Annotated in this window: 13 protein-coding genes; 8 read left to right on the top strand and 5 right to left on the bottom strand. The window is 62.5% G+C overall.

Going from position 1 to position 16,515, the window contains the following annotated elements:
* Nucleotides 1-12: 12 nt before the first annotated feature.
* Complete coding sequence (locus P7F28_RS16320) at nt 13-165, bottom strand: DUF3096 domain-containing protein (RefSeq protein ID WP_277185550.1); 153 nt, start codon at nt 163-165, stop codon at nt 13-15.
* Between the two features lie 319 nt (nt 166-484).
* Here P7F28_RS16320 and P7F28_RS16315 point away from each other — a divergent pair, with 319 nt between their 5' ends.
* The 3 genes from P7F28_RS16315 (at nt 485) to P7F28_RS16305 (ending at nt 3,485) form a co-directional block, all read left to right on the top strand.
* The gene (locus P7F28_RS16315) at nt 485-1,678 is read left to right on the top strand and encodes a lactonase family protein (protein WP_277185619.1); all 1,194 of its coding nucleotides are present in this window, start codon (nt 485-487) and stop codon (nt 1,676-1,678) included.
* A gap of 74 nt (nt 1,679-1,752) precedes the next feature.
* A complete protein-coding gene (locus tag P7F28_RS16310; RefSeq protein ID WP_277185549.1) occupies nt 1,753-2,337 on the top strand; it encodes an antimicrobial peptide resistance and lipid A acylation PagP in 585 nt (194 codons plus the stop codon).
* A 95-nt stretch (nt 2,338-2,432) separates the two neighbouring features.
* On the top strand, nt 2,433-3,485 hold the full coding sequence (locus P7F28_RS16305) for a transporter (protein ID WP_277185548.1): 1,053 nt from the start codon (nt 2,433-2,435) through the stop codon (nt 3,483-3,485).
* 18 nt (nt 3,486-3,503) lie between these two features.
* Here the strand turns inward: P7F28_RS16305 and P7F28_RS16300 are convergent, their stop codons facing one another.
* Both P7F28_RS16300 and P7F28_RS16295 read right to left on the bottom strand, forming a co-directional pair.
* Nucleotides 3,504-6,800 carry a DNA translocase FtsK gene (locus P7F28_RS16300; protein ID WP_370467337.1) on the bottom strand — a complete coding sequence of 1,099 codons (3,297 nt, stop codon included), beginning with the start codon at nt 6,798-6,800 and terminating at the stop codon, nt 3,504-3,506.
* A gap of 160 nt (nt 6,801-6,960) precedes the next feature.
* Nucleotides 6,961-7,503 carry an META domain-containing protein gene (locus P7F28_RS16295; protein ID WP_370467334.1) on the bottom strand — a complete coding sequence of 181 codons (543 nt, stop codon included), beginning with the start codon at nt 7,501-7,503 and terminating at the stop codon, nt 6,961-6,963.
* A 250-nt stretch (nt 7,504-7,753) separates the two neighbouring features.
* On the opposite strand from P7F28_RS16295, the gene purT reads away from it, so the two are divergent.
* The 4 genes from purT (at nt 7,754) to P7F28_RS16275 (ending at nt 11,402) form a co-directional block, all read left to right on the top strand.
* Nucleotides 7,754-8,998: a formate-dependent phosphoribosylglycinamide formyltransferase gene (purT, locus tag P7F28_RS16290; protein ID WP_277185546.1), complete on the top strand. Its 1,245-nt coding sequence runs from the start codon at nt 7,754-7,756 to the stop codon at nt 8,996-8,998.
* A 1-nt stretch (nt 8,999) separates the two neighbouring features.
* Nucleotides 9,000-9,170, top strand: coding sequence for a DUF6726 family protein (locus tag P7F28_RS16285; RefSeq protein ID WP_277185545.1), 171 nt, complete (start codon nt 9,000-9,002; stop codon nt 9,168-9,170).
* Between the two features lie 19 nt (nt 9,171-9,189).
* A complete protein-coding gene (locus P7F28_RS16280; protein WP_277185544.1) occupies nt 9,190-9,546 on the top strand; it encodes an MliC family protein in 357 nt (118 codons plus the stop codon).
* Between the two features lie 365 nt (nt 9,547-9,911).
* The gene (locus tag P7F28_RS16275) at nt 9,912-11,402 is read left to right on the top strand and encodes a DEAD/DEAH box helicase (protein ID WP_277185543.1); all 1,491 of its coding nucleotides are present in this window, start codon (nt 9,912-9,914) and stop codon (nt 11,400-11,402) included.
* A 30-nt stretch (nt 11,403-11,432) separates the two neighbouring features.
* Here P7F28_RS16275 and gluQRS read toward each other — a convergent pair whose 3' ends face one another.
* On the bottom strand, nt 11,433-12,332 hold the full coding sequence (gluQRS, locus tag P7F28_RS16270; protein WP_277185617.1) for a tRNA glutamyl-Q(34) synthetase GluQRS: 900 nt from the start codon (nt 12,330-12,332) through the stop codon (nt 11,433-11,435).
* Nucleotides 12,329-13,195 carry a sulfurtransferase gene (locus tag P7F28_RS16265; RefSeq protein ID WP_277185542.1) on the bottom strand — a complete coding sequence of 289 codons (867 nt, stop codon included), beginning with the start codon at nt 13,193-13,195 and terminating at the stop codon, nt 12,329-12,331. The genes gluQRS and P7F28_RS16265 overlap by 4 nt, the downstream gene beginning before the upstream one ends.
* Before the next feature lie 251 nt (nt 13,196-13,446).
* Here P7F28_RS16265 and dnaE point away from each other — a divergent pair.
* On the top strand, nt 13,447-16,515 hold a 3,069-nt coding region (dnaE, locus tag P7F28_RS16260; protein WP_277185541.1), incomplete at its 3' end, for a DNA polymerase III subunit alpha.

The raw sequence follows: 16,515 nt of genomic DNA, 5'->3' as shown, positions 1-16,515 counted from the left end.
ACGCACACGCACTCAGAAATGCGTGCCGTTCATGCCGAACAATCCGATCAGCCCGATCACGATCAGATAGATCGCCACGATGAAGTTCAGCAGCCGCGGCATCACCAGAATCAGAATCCCGGCAATCAGCGAGACGAGCGGGGCGAGGCTTAAATGAATGGTCATGGCAGCTCCTTTTGTTGATTCGAGTTGTATCGGATAACTGGTTGGCGTGTTCGCGCTTGATTCCGTTTGATTCCGTTTGATTCCGCCTGGTTCGCGTGGGAGCAGAATTTGCTCTCGTCAGACCTTCGAAGCATTCGGACGCTAACGCGCTCCATCCCTTCCTGAGAACAAGCAGCAAAAAGACGATGAGGAGATTTCGATGCGCCCAAGTCCAACACTTCCAACGTCCCCGGCACCCCGTTATGCGCCGGACGGCAGCGTTTCCTTGCAAGCTGCGCGCCAGCTCAAACGATCATCATGGGCGAAGGGTATCGCCGTGATGCTTTCGCTGGCAGCAGCGCAGGCCTTCGCGCAGACACCGACCGCCGCCGCAAGCAGCAGCGGTGCGCCCGCCACGCTGTCGCCGGATGTGTACGACTTGCTGATCGGCACGTACACGGGTGGCGGCAAAAGCGAAGGCATCTATGTCTATCGTTTCGATACCAACAATGGTGAGCTGACGCGCGTGGCATCGGCGCAGACGGTGAATCCGTCGTATCTCGTCGTGAGCCGTGACCGCAATTACGTGTACGCGGTGAACGAATTGCCGGGTGACAATGGTCCCGCTTCGCAACGCGGCGGCATCAGCGCGTTTCGTTTCGATCGGGCGAGCGGACAGTTGAGCTTCCTGAACCGCGTGTCATCCGATGGCAACGATCCGTGTTATCTGGCGCTCTCGCCCGATGGCAAGTATTTGCTGACAGCCAACTATTCTGTCGCCGCGAACCCCGGCGGCAGCTTCGCCGTCTTCCCGCTTTCAGGCGATGGCCAGGTCGGCAATTCCGTGCTGACCGTGCATCACGAAGGCGGCGGTCCGGTGAAAGGGCGACAGGACAACTCGCATGTTCATTCGACCGTGTTCTCGCCCGATGGCAAGTATCTGTTCGCGCAGGACCTGGGCGTCGATAAGGTCTTTGCGTATCGATACACGCCCGATCCGGGCGCGAGCAATCGCGGTCTGTTCGGTCCGACCGAAGCGCGCTATGTGCCGATCAAACCCGGCTCCGGCCCGCGCCATCTCGTCTTCGATGCCAGCGGCAAGCACGCCTACCTGACCACCGAACTGAACGCGTCCGTCACCGTCTTCGATTACAACGACGGCAAGCTCACGCCCGTGCAAACCGTCGCCATGACCGAGCCGGGCTTCAAAGGCAAGATCGGCGGCGGCGCGATTCATCTCTCGCCGGACGGACGCTTCCTCTATGCGACCAACCGCGGCGACGTGAATCAACTGGTGCAGTTTGGCATCGAACCGAACGGGCATATCAAGCTGGAAAAGCGCTATTCGACGCTCGGCAAAACGCCGCGCGAATTCGCGATGGACCCGAGCGGCCGATGGCTGATCGTCGGTAATCAGGACAGCGATACGGCGTATTTCTTCCGGCGCGATCCGCAGACGGGCGAACTGGCCTCCGACCCGAAGCAGCTTTCCATCGGTTCGCCGGTCGATTTCAAGTTCGTATCGCCATCGTGACGAGATTTGCAGCAGGCATCGCAGAAAAAAGCAGCTAAAAAGAAGTACCCAGAGCGGCACGCGTTCCGATGAAAATGAGAAAAACTCTGCTCACAGCGCTCACCGTTTCACTGTCGTGCATGTCGGTCGCGACGCTCGCCGCTTCATCGAGCGATGCGGGCGACGGGCAATGCGACTTCAAGCATGACTGGATGTCGTCGGCGTGCCAGCGCGTGATGCGCGTGGCGCGCGACGGCAGCTGGGATCTTTACGTGACCGGCTATGGCTGGCATATCGATGGCTTTGACGGCCGCCGCAAGGAACTGAATCCGTGGTCGTACGGCGGTGGCGCGGGCAAGCATTGGACCGACGCCGACGGCAACGAAGACATCCTGTTCGCCTTCGCGTTTTCCGACTCGCATCACAACTTCGAGCCGATCGGCGGTTATGCGCGGCAGTGGTACACGAAGTCCGTGCTCGGCGGTTTGCAGGCGGGCGGCGGCTATTTCATCGGCGTCACCGCGCGCAGCGACACCGCGCATTACGCGCCTTTGCCGCTGGCGTTGCCGATCGCGTCGGTGAGGTATCGGAAGGCGTCGATCATGGGCACATTCATTCCGCGCATTCCCGGTCTGAACGATGGCGATGTCGCGTTCTTCTGGGGCCGCTACGAGTTCTAGTACGATGCGTGCCGAGATGCCTGAGTCTCACATCGACTGAAAGGTATCCTGAATATTTTGCAAGGCAATGGCAAGTGAATAGCGGGGAAAAAGATTTGGAAACCTCTTCGACTTACAGCGCGGATCGTCGCGCCAAACAAAGCGCAGGCGTCACGCCGCCGGGCTTTATCACCGCGTTCCGTTTCGTCGATGGACAAGCGCTGCGGCTTTCATGGGACGAAGCGCGCGAGGCGATCGCCGGTGACGGCCCGACCTGGCTGCATCTTTCCGCCAACGACGACACCGTGGAAGGCTGGCTCGAAGGCGTCACATCGATGCCCGATGTCGCGCGCGAATTCCTCAATGGCGAGGACAAGCGCCCGCGCGTGCACATGGGCACCAACTACATGTACGGCGTGGTCGCGGACCTTGAACTGGTCGCGAAGACGCCGGATGCCGCCGCGCCCGATCTGCGCGAAGTCGTGCGCGCGACCGGCGCGCTGCGCTTTTACGTCGATAAAAACCGCATGATCACGGTGCGTGCGCGGCCGTTGCAATCGACCGATCGGCTGCGCCACGCGGTGCTCGAAGGCACGCAATTCCGCGATACCGTCGATCTGTTCGCCGGCCTGATTCGCGCGTTGAACGAGACTTTCGCGGATCGTATCGATGAAATCGGCGATTGTCTGGACGATGTCGAAGAGAACGTGCTCGAAGGCAGCCATTCGAAATGCCGTGCCGTACTCGGCGATGTACGCCGCCGTCTGGTCGAAGTGAAACGCTTTATCGATCCCGAACGCAACGCGCTGTCGCAACTCGTGCTGCGCAAACTCGAATGGGCCGAGCCGCGTTCCATGGAAGCGCTGATTCAGGCCATTCAGGTGCTCAACGGCCTGGGCGCGGGACTCGAAGGACTCTACGAACGCGCGAAGCTCCTGCAGGATGAGATCGCCGCAGCGCTGTCCGAGGATATCAATCGCAAGCTGCTTTGGCTCGCGATCATGTCGGCCTTGCTGCTGCCCGCCACGCTCGTGACGGGCATCTTTGGGATGAATGTGGCTGGCTTGCCGGGAACGAAAGATCCGGCGTCGTTCTGGGTCGTGGTCGGCGTGATGACGGGTTGCGCCGCCATCACGATTTATCTGCTGCGCAAACTTCGCCTCTGGTAAAGCGCGCCCAGTCGCCGATCAGTCGCCGCCCGGTCCCGGCGGCGCGAGCACTTCGCGATTGCCGTTGTTACCCATCGGCGAGACGAGGCCCGCCGCTTCCATTTGCTCGACCAATCGCGCCGCCCGGTTATAGCCGATGCGCAACTGCCGCTGCACCGACGAAATCGATGCGCGCCGCGTGCGCAACACGAAGGACACGGCTTCGTCGTAAAGCGGATCGGCTTCGGTATCCGGCGAGTCGCCGAACAAATCCTGCGACGCGCCTTCCGACGCCGGACCCGAGAGAATGCCTTCCTCGTACTCCGGCTCGCCGAACTGCTTCAGATACTCGACCACGCGATGCACTTCGTCGTCCGCGACAAACGCGCCGTGCACGCGCTGCGGATAACCGGTGCCGGGCGGCAGGAACAGCATATCGCCCGCGCCGAGCAGCGATTCCGCGCCCATCTGATCGAGAATCGTGCGCGAGTCGATCTTCGAGGAAACCTGGAACGCCACGCGCGTCGGAATATTCGCCTTGATCAGCCCGGTGATGACATCGACGGAAGGACGCTGCGTCGCCAGAATCAGGTGGATGCCGGCGGCGCGCGCCTTCTGCGCCAGACGCGCGATCAACTGTTCGATCTGTTTGCCCGCGACCATCATCAGGTCGGCGAGTTCGTCGATCACGACCACGATCAGCGGCAGGGTAGAGAGCGGTTCCGGCGCGTCGGGCGTAAGCGAGAACGGGTTCGTCAGCTTCTTGCCCGCGGCTTCGGTCGCGCGAATCTTTTGATTGAAGCCCTGAAGATTGCGCACGCCGACCGCCGACATCAGCCGATACCGCTTCTCCATCTCGCCGACACACCAGTTCAGCGCGTTCGACGCCAGCTTCATATCGGTGACGACCGGCGCGAGCAAATGCGGAATGCCTTCGTAGACCGACAGCTCCAGCATCTTCGGGTCGATCATGATGAGGCGCACGTCTTCGGGCTTCGCCTTGTAAAGCAGCGAGAGAATCATCGCGTTGATGGCGACAGATTTGCCCGAACCGGTGGTGCCCGCGACCAGCATATGCGGCGCTTTCGCCAGATCCGTGACGACCGGATTGCCGACGATATCCTTGCCCATCGCAATCGTCAGATTCGACTTCGACGCGCGATACACGTCGGCTTCGAGAATCTCGGACAGGCGGATCATCTGCCGTTTGGCGTTCGGCAATTCGAGGCCCATGCAGGTCTTGCCGGGAATCGTTTCGACCACGCGGATGGACGTGAGACCGAGGCCGCGCGACAAATCCTTCATCAGCCCGACGATCTGACTGCCGCGCACGCCGAGCGCCGGTTCCACTTCGAAACGCGTGATCACCGGCCCGGCCGATGCGCCGACGACGGTGACCGGCACCTTGAACTCTTGCAGACGCTGTTCGATCAGCAGGCCGGTTTCGCTGAGGCGTTCCTCGGAGACGGGCTCGGCGGTATCGGATGCGGGTTCGAGCAAATCGAGCGTAGGCAGTTCGATCGATGATGCGTGCGGCGCGTGAAATTCGAACTCGGTCGGCGCGGAGCCGCGAATCGGCGCGCGCGGGGCTTCTGGCTGCTTCGGCGCTTCCGGTTGCGGCACGGCTGCTGTGACCGCCGTGACGATGGGAAAGCGCACGACGTTAGTCGTCGGCGGTTCGTCTTCCTCTTCTTCCGGCTCCGGCTCCGCGAGGGCGAGCGGCGGTGCTGGCTCAGGCTCCGGCTCCGGCAGATGCACGGGCGCGAACGAAGGCAGCGGCGGCGGAAGCAGTTCCGGTTCCGGCTCGGCGGCGGGCGGCGCGAAATCGGCGCGCGCCTCGAGCCAGGCGTCGTCGGGAGATGGCGCTACGGGTTCGGGATCGGAATCGAACGTGATGGAAGGCTCGGCGGGGGCTTCGAAGGCAGGTTCCGGTTGAGCCAGCACCGGCTCAACGGGCGCGTGTTCTTCCTCTTCCTTTAACTGCACGAAAGCCGACGGCGCAGCGATCATCAATTCGTGCGGCGGTTCGGCCTCAGCCTCAGCCGTTTGCACGTCTTCCCACTGAATCGGCGACGGCGTGACGTGCGTGAAGTCCTCTTCCTTCGTTTCGATCGGAGCAGGGGAGGGTGCGTCCGCATTCACCAGCGCGTCGTGATGGCGCGCCAGACTCGCGCCCGCAAGCGATGTCCACAGCGCCGTTTTCTCTTCGATCGAACGCAGCGTAGCCTGCACGGACTCGGGCGCGGGCGGTGGTTTCGGCGTAGCGGGCGCACGCGAGAACGCGGGCGGCGAAAACAGCGTCGATGCGAAATCCTGCGCGGATTCGCTGACGGGCGCGGGCTGTCTCGGCGGCATTGGGCGACGCACCAGCGCGGGCGATGCCTGCGTGACCTGCCGCTGCGGCGATGGCATCGGCTGAGAAGGAAGCGGTTTGCGCGCACCCGGACTCACGCTCGTGCCGCCCGGACGCGAACCATCTGCGGGCCGATTCGAAGGCGCTACGGATGCAGGCGCGCGCGCAACCGTCTGCGAAGCGCGCGCCGCCGTCGATGCACTTGTGCCCACCGATGCCGAAGCGGGTTTCAGCCAGCCAGCCGGTGCAATCGGTTCGACGTGTGCCGCGCGCTTCGGCGCATCAGCCGATGCAGCCGCGCGATTCACGGTGCCACTTTTGGTCGAGGCAGGCGGTTTCCATGCGGTCGGACGCTGATATCGCCCGGATTTATTGCCGTTCGGCAAACCGATCGTCGGTTCTTCGCTCGCCACGCGCGGCGACGTACTCTCGAACCGTTCGCCGATACCCCGCGCTTGTGCGTCGGCAGGCTGCTTCTTTTCGCGTTCGCGGCGCTCGCGCCACCAGCCGGCTTTATCGCTCGGTGTCTTGCTTGCGGCCTTGCGCGATTCGCGACGCGGACGCGGTTCGCGCTCTTTCGCTTCGCGCGGCGCGGGCGTGATCCAGCTTTGCGGCAGTCCGAAGCCAAAAGACTCGTCCGCCCAGGCGAGAACCGAACGCCAACTGAATTCGACCAGCCACGGCGCAGTCACCGCGAGCACCAGCGCGGCAATCGCCGTCGCGCCGCCCGGATGCGCAAGCGATGACAGCGCGCCCGCCAGCGCACGTCCCACGCGATTGATATCCAACTGCGTTTCGAACGCAGCCGCCAACGCGCCTTCGAGCGTCGCACTCGAAAGCAGTACGCAAAGAAAGCCGAACCACAGCCGGATGGTGCCCGGTCCGCGCAAGCCATCGCCGCCGGGCAGCATCGTCTTGACGACGCGCCATAGCAGCGGAAGAAACCAGACGACTGATGCACCGAACCAGCCGAGAACTACCATGTGCATGCTTGAGAATGAACCAGTTTTGGGTGAGACCGATAAAACGGATACTGCGGCGTGCGCATCGTAAAGCCAGGCATGCACGCGCCGTTCGAGTCGATGTCGCAGTGTAACGGCTGGCGCATCGCGCCGACGTTCATGGTGCGGGCGCGCAACACGCTTACTTCGCGCGCCGGGCGAAGATCAGTACCTGACCGTTGTCGAGCGTGAGTTCGAGCGCTTGCGGCGGGTTCATCTGCACGCCGCTTTTGGCGACATGCGCGAGTGCGTCGAGATAAGGCTGTTCGAGCGATGCCGCCGCGCCCGCGCACGCCATGCGCGTGCCCGCGAGCGGACCGAGCGCGAGTTTGCCGTCCTTGAGCGAGTACGTGCCAGTGAAGCGATTGCAGCCGGAAAAGCCGCTTGCCCGGCGATAACCGCTTTCCGTCGAAAAATCGAGCGACAGCGGTTGACTGCTCTGAGGCAGAGAAGGCAAGGTGCGTGGCTGACCATTTGCGTCGGACCAACGCGTGAGATCCCATTGCGTGTCATCGAGCAATTGCGTGGCGGCAGGATTATAAGGATCGGTCGGCGGCGCGGCTGTGTCGGGATGCTGTGGCAGTGCGCAGCCCGCGACAAAAGCGGCTGCGGCGAGTGTCGCCATGCAGGACAGGAAGCGTGACGATGCGCGCGAAGGCTGCGCGCGGAAGGGTGACAAAGGCATCGAAGGTCCTGAAGCGGGCGAAACCGTAAGGGTATCGCACTGGTCCTATGATTTGTCTAGCCATCACGTGCAACAAAATGATCGGCGGCGATGTTTCGATCGATTTTCTCAAGGGAATTCCGGTCGCGCGAGACTTGTCAATAGACCGAACGGACGAGGTGTGTGCAGTTCGCGGTGCGTGTTAACATCGCGCCCAATTCGCTGATATTCATGGCATTCCCCGTTATTTCGAACGACTTCCGGAGCACGCATGCAAACCGATCAACACAGCCAGAGTGACACGCCGCAGCGCATCGGCACGCCCTTGTCGGCGCAGGCCACGCGCGTGATGCTGCTTGGTGCGGGCGAACTGGGCAAGGAAGTGATCATCGCGTTGCAGCGGCTGGGCGTGGAAGTGATTGCCGTGGATCGATATGCGAATGCGCCGGGGCATCAGGTGGCGCATCGCGCGCATGTGATCGACATGACGGATGCGTCGGCGCTGCGCGCGCTGGTGGAGAAGGAACGGCCGCATCTGATCGTGCCGGAGATCGAAGCCATCGCCACGGACGCACTGGCAGAAATCGAATCCGCAGGACTCGCGACCGTCATTCCGACCGCGCGCGCCACGCAATTGACGATGAATCGCGAAGGCATTCGCCGTCTTGCTGCCGAAGAACTCGGCTTGCCGACTTCGCCGTATGCGTTCGCGCAGTCGCTCGATGAAATGAAGGCGGCCATCGCGAAGATCGGTTTTCCGTGCGTGGTGAAACCGGTGATGTCCTCGTCGGGCAAGGGCCAGTCCGTGCTCAAGACCGACGCCGATATCGAACCCGCCTGGAATTATGCGATGCAGGGCGGCCGCGTGAATCACGGGCGCGTGATCGTGGAAGGTTTTATCGACTTCGAATACGAAATCACGCAACTCACCGTGCGCGCCGCCGATCCCGCCAGCGGCCAGACGCAGACGTATTTCTGCGAGCCGATCGGCCACGTTCAGGTCGCGGGCGATTACGTCGAAAGCTGGCAGCCACAAGCCATGCCTCCCGCCGCGCTCGAAAAAGCCCGCGACGTCGCCGCGAAAGTAACGACCGCGCTCGGCGGGCGCGGTCTGTTCGGCGTGGAGTTGTTCGTACGCGGCGACGATGTCTGGTTCTCCGAAGTCAGCCCGCGTCCGCACGACACCGGCCTCGTCACGCTGGCCACGCAGCGTTTCTCCGAATTCGAACTGCACGCCCGCGCCATTCTCGGCTTACCCGTCGATACGACCTTGAGCACGCCGGGCGCATCGGCGGTGATTTATGGCGGGCTGGATGAGAAGGGCATCGCGTTCGAAGGCGTGGCTGAGGCGCTCGCCGTGCCGGGCGCGGATCTGCGGCTGTTCGGCAAGCCGGAGAGCTTTGCGAAGCGCCGCATGGGCGTGGCGCTCGCGACCGGCGCGGATGTGCCCGAAGCACGTGAACGTGCGAAGCTGGCGGCATCGAAGGTGCGGCCGGTATCGGCCAACGGAGTGTGAGATGAAACGGATCGTGTCGGGCGCGTTACTGCTTCTGGCGGTGTCGCTTTCGGGCTGCGGACTGGCTGCTGCGCCGTGCAGAGTGGCATCGGCGGGGCTGGAGATCGTGCCGGTGGTCGGGCATGTGGCCGCCGCCCCGACCGATGCCTGCGCCGACGTTATCGATCCATGAACCCGCAGCGGATCCAATCATGAAACGACTTTTGGCTTTGTGCGGCTTGCTGGCCGCATCGATCAGCGCATCTGCGATGCCGCTCACCGTGCCGCAGATTCAGACCGCATCGACGCAAACCACGCGTTATGACTGCAAGGACGGCAAGAGCGTGTCTGTGCAGTACACAAACACGCGCAACCACCAGAGCTTCGCGGCATTGACCGTGGATGGCCGCAAGCTTCTGTTCGTCAACGTGATCGCCGGATCGGGCGCGAAATACGTCGCCGATCAGTACACGTGGTGGACCAAAGGCCCCGAAGCCAATCTGTACGACGAGATGGCCGCGAAAGATTCGCCGCCGCTGCTGGCGGATTGCCATGCACGCAGCAAATAAGACCGCAAGCCCGGCGCGGCGGGCGTCGGAGCCGCTTGACGCACGGTGCTACAATGTCGGGCTTTCCGGCACTCAAAACCGGTGCCGGCCGTCAATCCGACCCGCCGCCCGCGATATGTGCATGACGTCACATGCCGCCGTGCCTTGAAAACGTCATAGAAGCCGTGTTCCATCGGAGCGCGCAATCGAGCAACACCGAGGAGCAACACCGAGCGGCGCGCCGTTTCTCACCGCCGCGCCCGAGCCTCAGGCCGTCGCGGATCATTCCGCGCCACAGAATCACCCACGCGTAACCAGGCGATCACGACCGCTTCCTTACGCGGACCGCGTCGAGCGGACTTTTAGCGAAAGCCAACATCATCACCATGTCAGATTCCGTCGCCACGAACTCGCACGCAGCCGATTCCGCGCAGGCCGCCCCTACGTTCGACCAGTTCGGATTGTCGCCCGACATCCTGAAGGCGGTGCGCGAGTCCGGCTACACCACGCCGACGCCAATTCAGGCACAGGCCATTCCCGTGGTCCTCGCGGGCCGCGACGTGATGGGCGCGGCGCAGACCGGCACCGGCAAGACCGCGAGTTTCTCGCTGCCGATCATTCAGCGTCTGCTGCCGAGCGCGAACACGAGCGCATCGCCGGCGCGGCATCCGGTGCGCGCGCTGATGCTCACGCCCACGCGCGAACTGGCCGATCAGGTCGCCGCGAACGTGCAAACCTATTCGAAGCACACGCCGCTGCGCAGCACGGTGGTGTTCGGCGGTGTTGATATGAACCCGCAGTCGGACGCGCTGCGACGCGGCGTGGAAATTCTGATCGCGACGCCGGGCCGTCTGCTCGACCACGTGCAGCAAAAGACCGTCAATCTCGGTCAAGTGCAAATGCTCGTGCTCGATGAAGCCGACCGCATGCTCGACATGGGCTTTCTGCCCGACTTGCAGCGCATTTTGAATTTGCTGCCGAAGGAACGTCAGACGCTGCTGTTTTCGGCGACGTTCTCGGCGGAAATCAAGAAGCTCGCATCGACGTATCTGCGCAACCCGCAGACGATCGAAGTCGCGCGCAGCAATTCGACCAACGCGAACGTGCGTCAGATCGTCTACGAAGTACACGAAAGCGATAAATCGGGCGCGGTCGCGCAGCTTATCCGCGAGCGCGAACTGAAGCAGGTGATCGTGTTCTGCAACAGCAAGATCGGCGCGAGCCGGCTGGCGCGTGTGCTGGAGCGCGATGGCATCGTCGCTACCGCGATTCACGGCGATCGTTCGCAAAGCGAGCGCATGCAGGCGCTCGACGCGTTCAAGCGCGGCGAAATCGAAGCGCTGGTCGCTACCGACGTCGCGGCGCGCGGGCTGGATATCGCGGAACTGCCGGCGGTGATCAACTTCGATCTGCCGTTCAATGCGGAAGACTATGTGCACCGCATCGGCAGAACGGGGCGTGCGGGCGCGTCCGGCGATGCGCTGTCGCTGTGCAGCGCGAACGAGCGCAAGCAGCTTGCCGATATCGAAAAGCTGATCAAACGTCCGCTGGAAGTGGAAGCGCTGGAAGTGACCACGCCTGCGCGTCGCGATGGCGGTGCGCCGCGTCGTGAAGAGCGCTTCGGGCGCAGTGAGCGCAGCGAGCATCGTCATTCGACGCGTGAAGAAGCGGGTTCGCGCCGTCGCAGCGGGACGTCGCATGATCGTCCGCGTTCGCGCCAGCAGCCAATCGACGACTTCTTCCTCAAGCCTTATGAGCCGTCGCCGTCCGCGATGAAGCGTCAGGAAGAAAGCGCGGAGCCTGAGCGCAAGAGTGCGCCGAAGCAGCCGCTTGCGGCCTTGCTCGGTGGACTTGGAATGCCGCGTAAATCGTCGTGATGTAGAAAAAGGCAACCCTGGCGGTTGCCTTTATTTTGGCCCGGATTCTGGCCCGGAGTGTGGCCCAAATCGCCGCGCCCACTGCGCCGTGGCTTCGGCGTAGAAGGCATCGAGATATTCCGTTTCTCTCGTTTCGATACCCAAATGCCGCGCAGCCTGCACGAGCGCATCGAGCGGCGTGCTGCGGTCGAGTGGCATCGCGCCCGTCTGCTTGCTGAGCTTTTCGCCCGCGTGATTGCTGACCACGGGAACGTGGAGATACGACGGCGTTGGCACGCCCAGACATCGTTGCAGATGTATTTGACGCGCGGTGGAATCCAGCAGATCCGCGCCGCGCACGATATGGGTGATGGCCGCTTCGGCATCATCGACGACGACGGCGAGTTGATACGCCCACAAGCCGTCCGCGCGTTTCAGCGCGAAATCGCCGACTTCGTTCGCCAGATTTTGCGACTGCGTTCCCTGCCAGCGATCCTCGAACGTCACGACAGCCGCGTCGCCATCCGGCACGCGCAGCCGCCACGCGCGCGCGGGCTTGCCATGCAGACCATCGCGGCACGTTCCGGGATAAGCCAGCGTCGCATGCCGCGCGTGTGCATGAACGAGCGAATCGGCGATTTCGCGGCGCGTGCAGCCGCAGGGATAGATAAAGCCATCGGCTTGCAGGCGCTCGAAAGCCTCTGCGTAGGCATCGCCGCGTGCGCTTTGCCAGACCGGCGTTTCGTCCGAAACCATGCCGAAATGTGCGAGCGTGGCGAGGATTTCATCGGCGGCGCCGGGCACGGTGCGCGGCGTATCGACATCTTCGATTCGGATGATCCAGCTTCCGCCGTGCGCCCGCGCATCCAGATAACTGGCGAGCGCGCTGACCAGCGAGCCCGCGTGCAGCGGTCCGGTCGGCGAGGGCGCGAAGCGGCCGCGATATGTCATGCCGCCTGGCTGACCTTCTTCGCGTCCGGATGGCACGCCGGGCACGTCTCGCCCGGCTTGTAGAACGGCGATTCCTGCGCCTCGACGCTCACCACGGCGCGGCAGCCGAAGCATTGCGCGGTGGCGGTCGGCTGGAGATTCGGATCGAGCGCGGTGCGGTAATCGAACACGAAGCACTCGCCGTTGTAATGCGCGCCGCCCACTTCCTCGAAGTACTTCAGAATGCCGCCTTCGAGCTGATACACATGATCGATGCCCACTTCCTTCATGTGAATCGCGGCCTTTTCGCAGCGAATCCCGCCCGTACAGAACGATACGACAGTCTTGCCTTCCAGATCCGCGCGGTTCTGCTCGATTACTTCCGGAAACTCGCTGAACTTGGTGATGCGGTAATCCAGCGCGTTATCGAATGTGCCGACATCGACTTCGAACGCGTTGCGTGTGTCGAGCATGACGACCGGACGGCCTTCGTCGTCGTGACCGCGATCGAGCCAGCCTTTGAGCGTGGGGGCATCGACGAAAGGCGCGCGGCCGAGTTCCGGCTTGATCGCGGGCTTTTTCATCGTGATGATTTCGCGCTTCAGTTTCACCAGCATGCGGCGGAACGGCTGCTTGGCGGAAAGGCTTTCCTTGAATTGCAGATCGGCGAAACGGCCTTCGAACAGCGCGTCCGTGCGCATGTAGTCGATAAATTCGCGCACCTGCGCAATCGGCCCCGCGACGAACAGATTGATGCCTTCCGGCGCCAGCAGAATCGTGCCCCGCAGGCCGAGCGCGTTGCAGCGTTCGGTGACGAGCGGCCGCCACGCGGGGCAGTCGTCGATGGTGACGAATTTGTAGGCGGAGAGGTTCAGAATGTTCATGGTGAGGTGATGCCGGATACGGCCAGACGGCTTAAACAAAAAGGGTAAAAAATGCGGGCGCGTGATGTCCCGCCAAACCACTATTATCCCGCAAACGGCGCGCGCGCCGGCGTGGCCTCGCCGCGGATGTTGCGTCCCTTTTGCGTGAGCGCAAAATCGACCGTTCACGCGTTGTGAAACATGCCCTTATCCGATAGGCCAACGCGGGCTTACAAGGCAATTTCGCGATGACCCGCATGTACAATACCGCCATGTCAGATCCCCGTTTCGTCCATCTCCGCGTCCACTCCGAATTCTCGATTGCCGACGGCATCGTGCGGCTGGACGACGTCGTCGCCGCGGCGGCGAAAGACGGTCAGGGCGCGCTCGCGCTGACCGATCTCAGCAACGCGTTCGGTCTCGTGCGCTTCTATCAGGAAGCGCGCGGCAAGGGCGTAAAACCCATCGCCGGCTGCGATGTCTGGATCACCAATCCCGCTGATCGCGATAAGCCCTCGCGTTTGCTGCTGCTGGTGCGCGACAAGCAGGGCTATCTCAATCTGTGCGAACTGCTGAGCCGCGCGTGGCTGACGAATCAGTATCGCGGACGCGCGGAAGTGTTGGTCGAGTGGCTGGAAGAAGGGCTTGCGGAAGGCTTGCTCGCATTGTCCGGCGCGCAGAGCGGCGATATCGGCATGGCGTTCGCGGCGGGCAATGCGGCGAGCGCGCAGCGCAACGCCGAGCGTTGGGCCACGCTGTTCCCGAACGCGTTTTATATCGAATTGCAGCGCTCCGGTCAGCCGGGCGAACAGACGTATATCGCCGATGCCGTGAAGCTTGCCGCCAAGCTACGTTTGCCCGTCGTCGCCACGCATCCGATGCAGTTCATGACGCCCGACGATTTCACCGCGCACGAAGCGCGCGTGTGCATTTCCGAAGGCGATATTCTTGCGAATCCGCGTCGGCAGAAGCGTTTTACGCAGGACCAGTTTTTCCGCACACAGGACGAGATGTGCGCGGCGTTCGCGGATATTCCGTCGGCGCTCGCGAACACGGTCGAAATCGCCAAGCGATGCAATCTCACGCTGGAACTCGGCAAGCCCAAACTCCCGCTGTTCCCGACACCCGATGGCATGTCGCTCGACGACTACCTCATCCAGTTGTCGAAGGAAGGGCTCGAAGTCCGCCTGCAACAGCTTTATCCCGATGCCACCGAACGCGAAGCGCAGCGCGAGACGTATTACTCGCGACTGGATTTCGAGTGCGGGACCATCATCAAAATGGGCTTTCCGGGCTACTTCCTGATCGTCGCCGACTTCATCATGTGGGCGAAGAACAATGGCGTGCCGGTCGGTCCGGGCCGGGGTTCGGGCGCGGGTTCGCTGGTCGCGTACGCGCTCGGCATTACCGATCTCGATCCGCTTCGCTACAACCTGCTGTTCGAGCGCTTCCTGAATCCGGAACGCGTGTCGATGCCTGACTTCGATATCGACTTCTGTCAGGAAGGGCGTGATCGCGTCATTCAGTACGTAAAGGGCAAGTACGGCGCGGACGCGGTTTCGCAGATCGCGACCTTCGGCACGATGGCCGCGAAGGCGGCGGTGCGGGATATCGGCCGCGTGCTCGATCTCGGCTATATGTTCACCGACGGCGTCGCCAAGCTGATTCCGTTCAAGCCGGGCAAGCACGTGACCATCGCGGATGCGATGAAGGAAGAACCGACGCTTCAGGAGCGCTTCGATTCGGAAGACGACGTGCATCAGTTGCTCGAACTCGCCCAGCGCGTGGAAGGGCTGACGCGTAACGTCGGTATGCACGCGGGTGGCGTGTTGATCGCGCCGGGCAAGCTGACGGATTTCTGCCCGCTGTACACGCAGGGCGAAGACGGCGGCGTCGTCAGTCAGTACGACAAGGACGATGTGGAAGCGGTCGGTCTCGTCAAGTTCGACTTTTTGGGCCTGACCACGCTGACGATTCTCGACTGGGCCGAGCGCTATATTCGCCGGCTGGATGAATCGAAGAAAGACTGGAATCTCGCGCAGGTGCCGCTGGACGATCCCGCATCGTTCTCGATTCTGAAGAAAGCGAACACCGTTGCCGTGTTCCAGCTTGAAAGTCGCGGCATGCAAGGCATGCTCAAAGACGCGCAGCCGGACCGCTTCGAGGACATCATCGCGCTGGTGGCGCTGTATCGACCCGGCCCGATGGACCTGATTCCGAGCTTCTGCGCGCGTAAGCACGGACGCGAAATCACCGAGTATCCGGACCCGCGCGTCGAACCTGTTCTGAAAGAGACCTACGGCATCATGGTCTATCAGGAACAGGTGATGCAGATGGCGCAGATCATCGGCGGTTACTCGCTGGGCGGCGCGGACTTGCTGCGTCGCGCGATGGGTAAGAAGAAGCCCGAGGAAATGGCCAAGCACCGCGAGATTTTCGCGGAGGGCGCGGCGGTCAACGGCCTCACGCGCGCCAAGTCGGACGAAATTTTCGACTTGATGGAAAAGTTCGCGGGCTACGGCTTCAACAAGTCGCACGCGGCCGCGTATGCGTTGCTGGCGTATTACACGGCGTGGCTGAAGGCGCATCATCCGGCGGAGTTCATGGCGGCGAATATGTCGCTCGCGATGGACGATACCGACAAGGTCAAGATTCTTTTCGAAGACTGCGCGACGAATAAACTCGCGGTGCTTCCGCCGGATATCAACCAATCGGCGTATCGCTTCGAGCCGGTTGCGGAAACGGACGGCACGCGCTCCAAGACCATTCGCTATGGTCTGGGCGCGGTGAAGGGTAGCGGGCAGAACGCCATCGAAGAGATTTTGCGGGCGCGTGAAGACGGCGTGTTCGTCGATCTGTTCGATTTCTGCGAGCGGATCGACCGGCGTGTGGTGAATCGGCGCACGGTGGAAGCGTTGATTCGCGCGGGCGCGTTCGATTCCATGCATGCGAATCGAGCGCAACTGCTCGCCTCGGTGCCGATGGCAATGGAAGCCGCCGATCAGGCCGCCGCCAATGCCATGCAAGCCGGCCTGTTCGATATGGGCGACGCGCCGCTCGCCAAACACGAATATGTCGATGAACCCATGTGGTCCGACAAGAAGCGTTTGCAGGAAGAAAAGACCGCGCTCGGCTTCTATCTGTCCGGCCATTTGTTCGATGCCTACAAGGGCGAAGTGCGCCGCTTCGTGCGCCAGAAAATCGGTGAACTGAAGGAAGGGCGCGAGAAGCTCGTCGCGGGCGTGATTTCCTCGCTGCGCACGCAAATGACTCAGCGCGGCAAGATGCTGATCGTCAATCTCGACGATGGCAGCGGCCAGTGCGAAGTCACCGTATTCAAC

It is taken from the genome of Caballeronia sp. BR00000012568055 (genome assembly GCF_029439455.1).
Taxonomy (GTDB): Bacteria; Pseudomonadota; Gammaproteobacteria; order Burkholderiales; family Burkholderiaceae; genus Caballeronia.
This window is presented reverse-complemented; position numbering and strand designations above follow the sequence as displayed.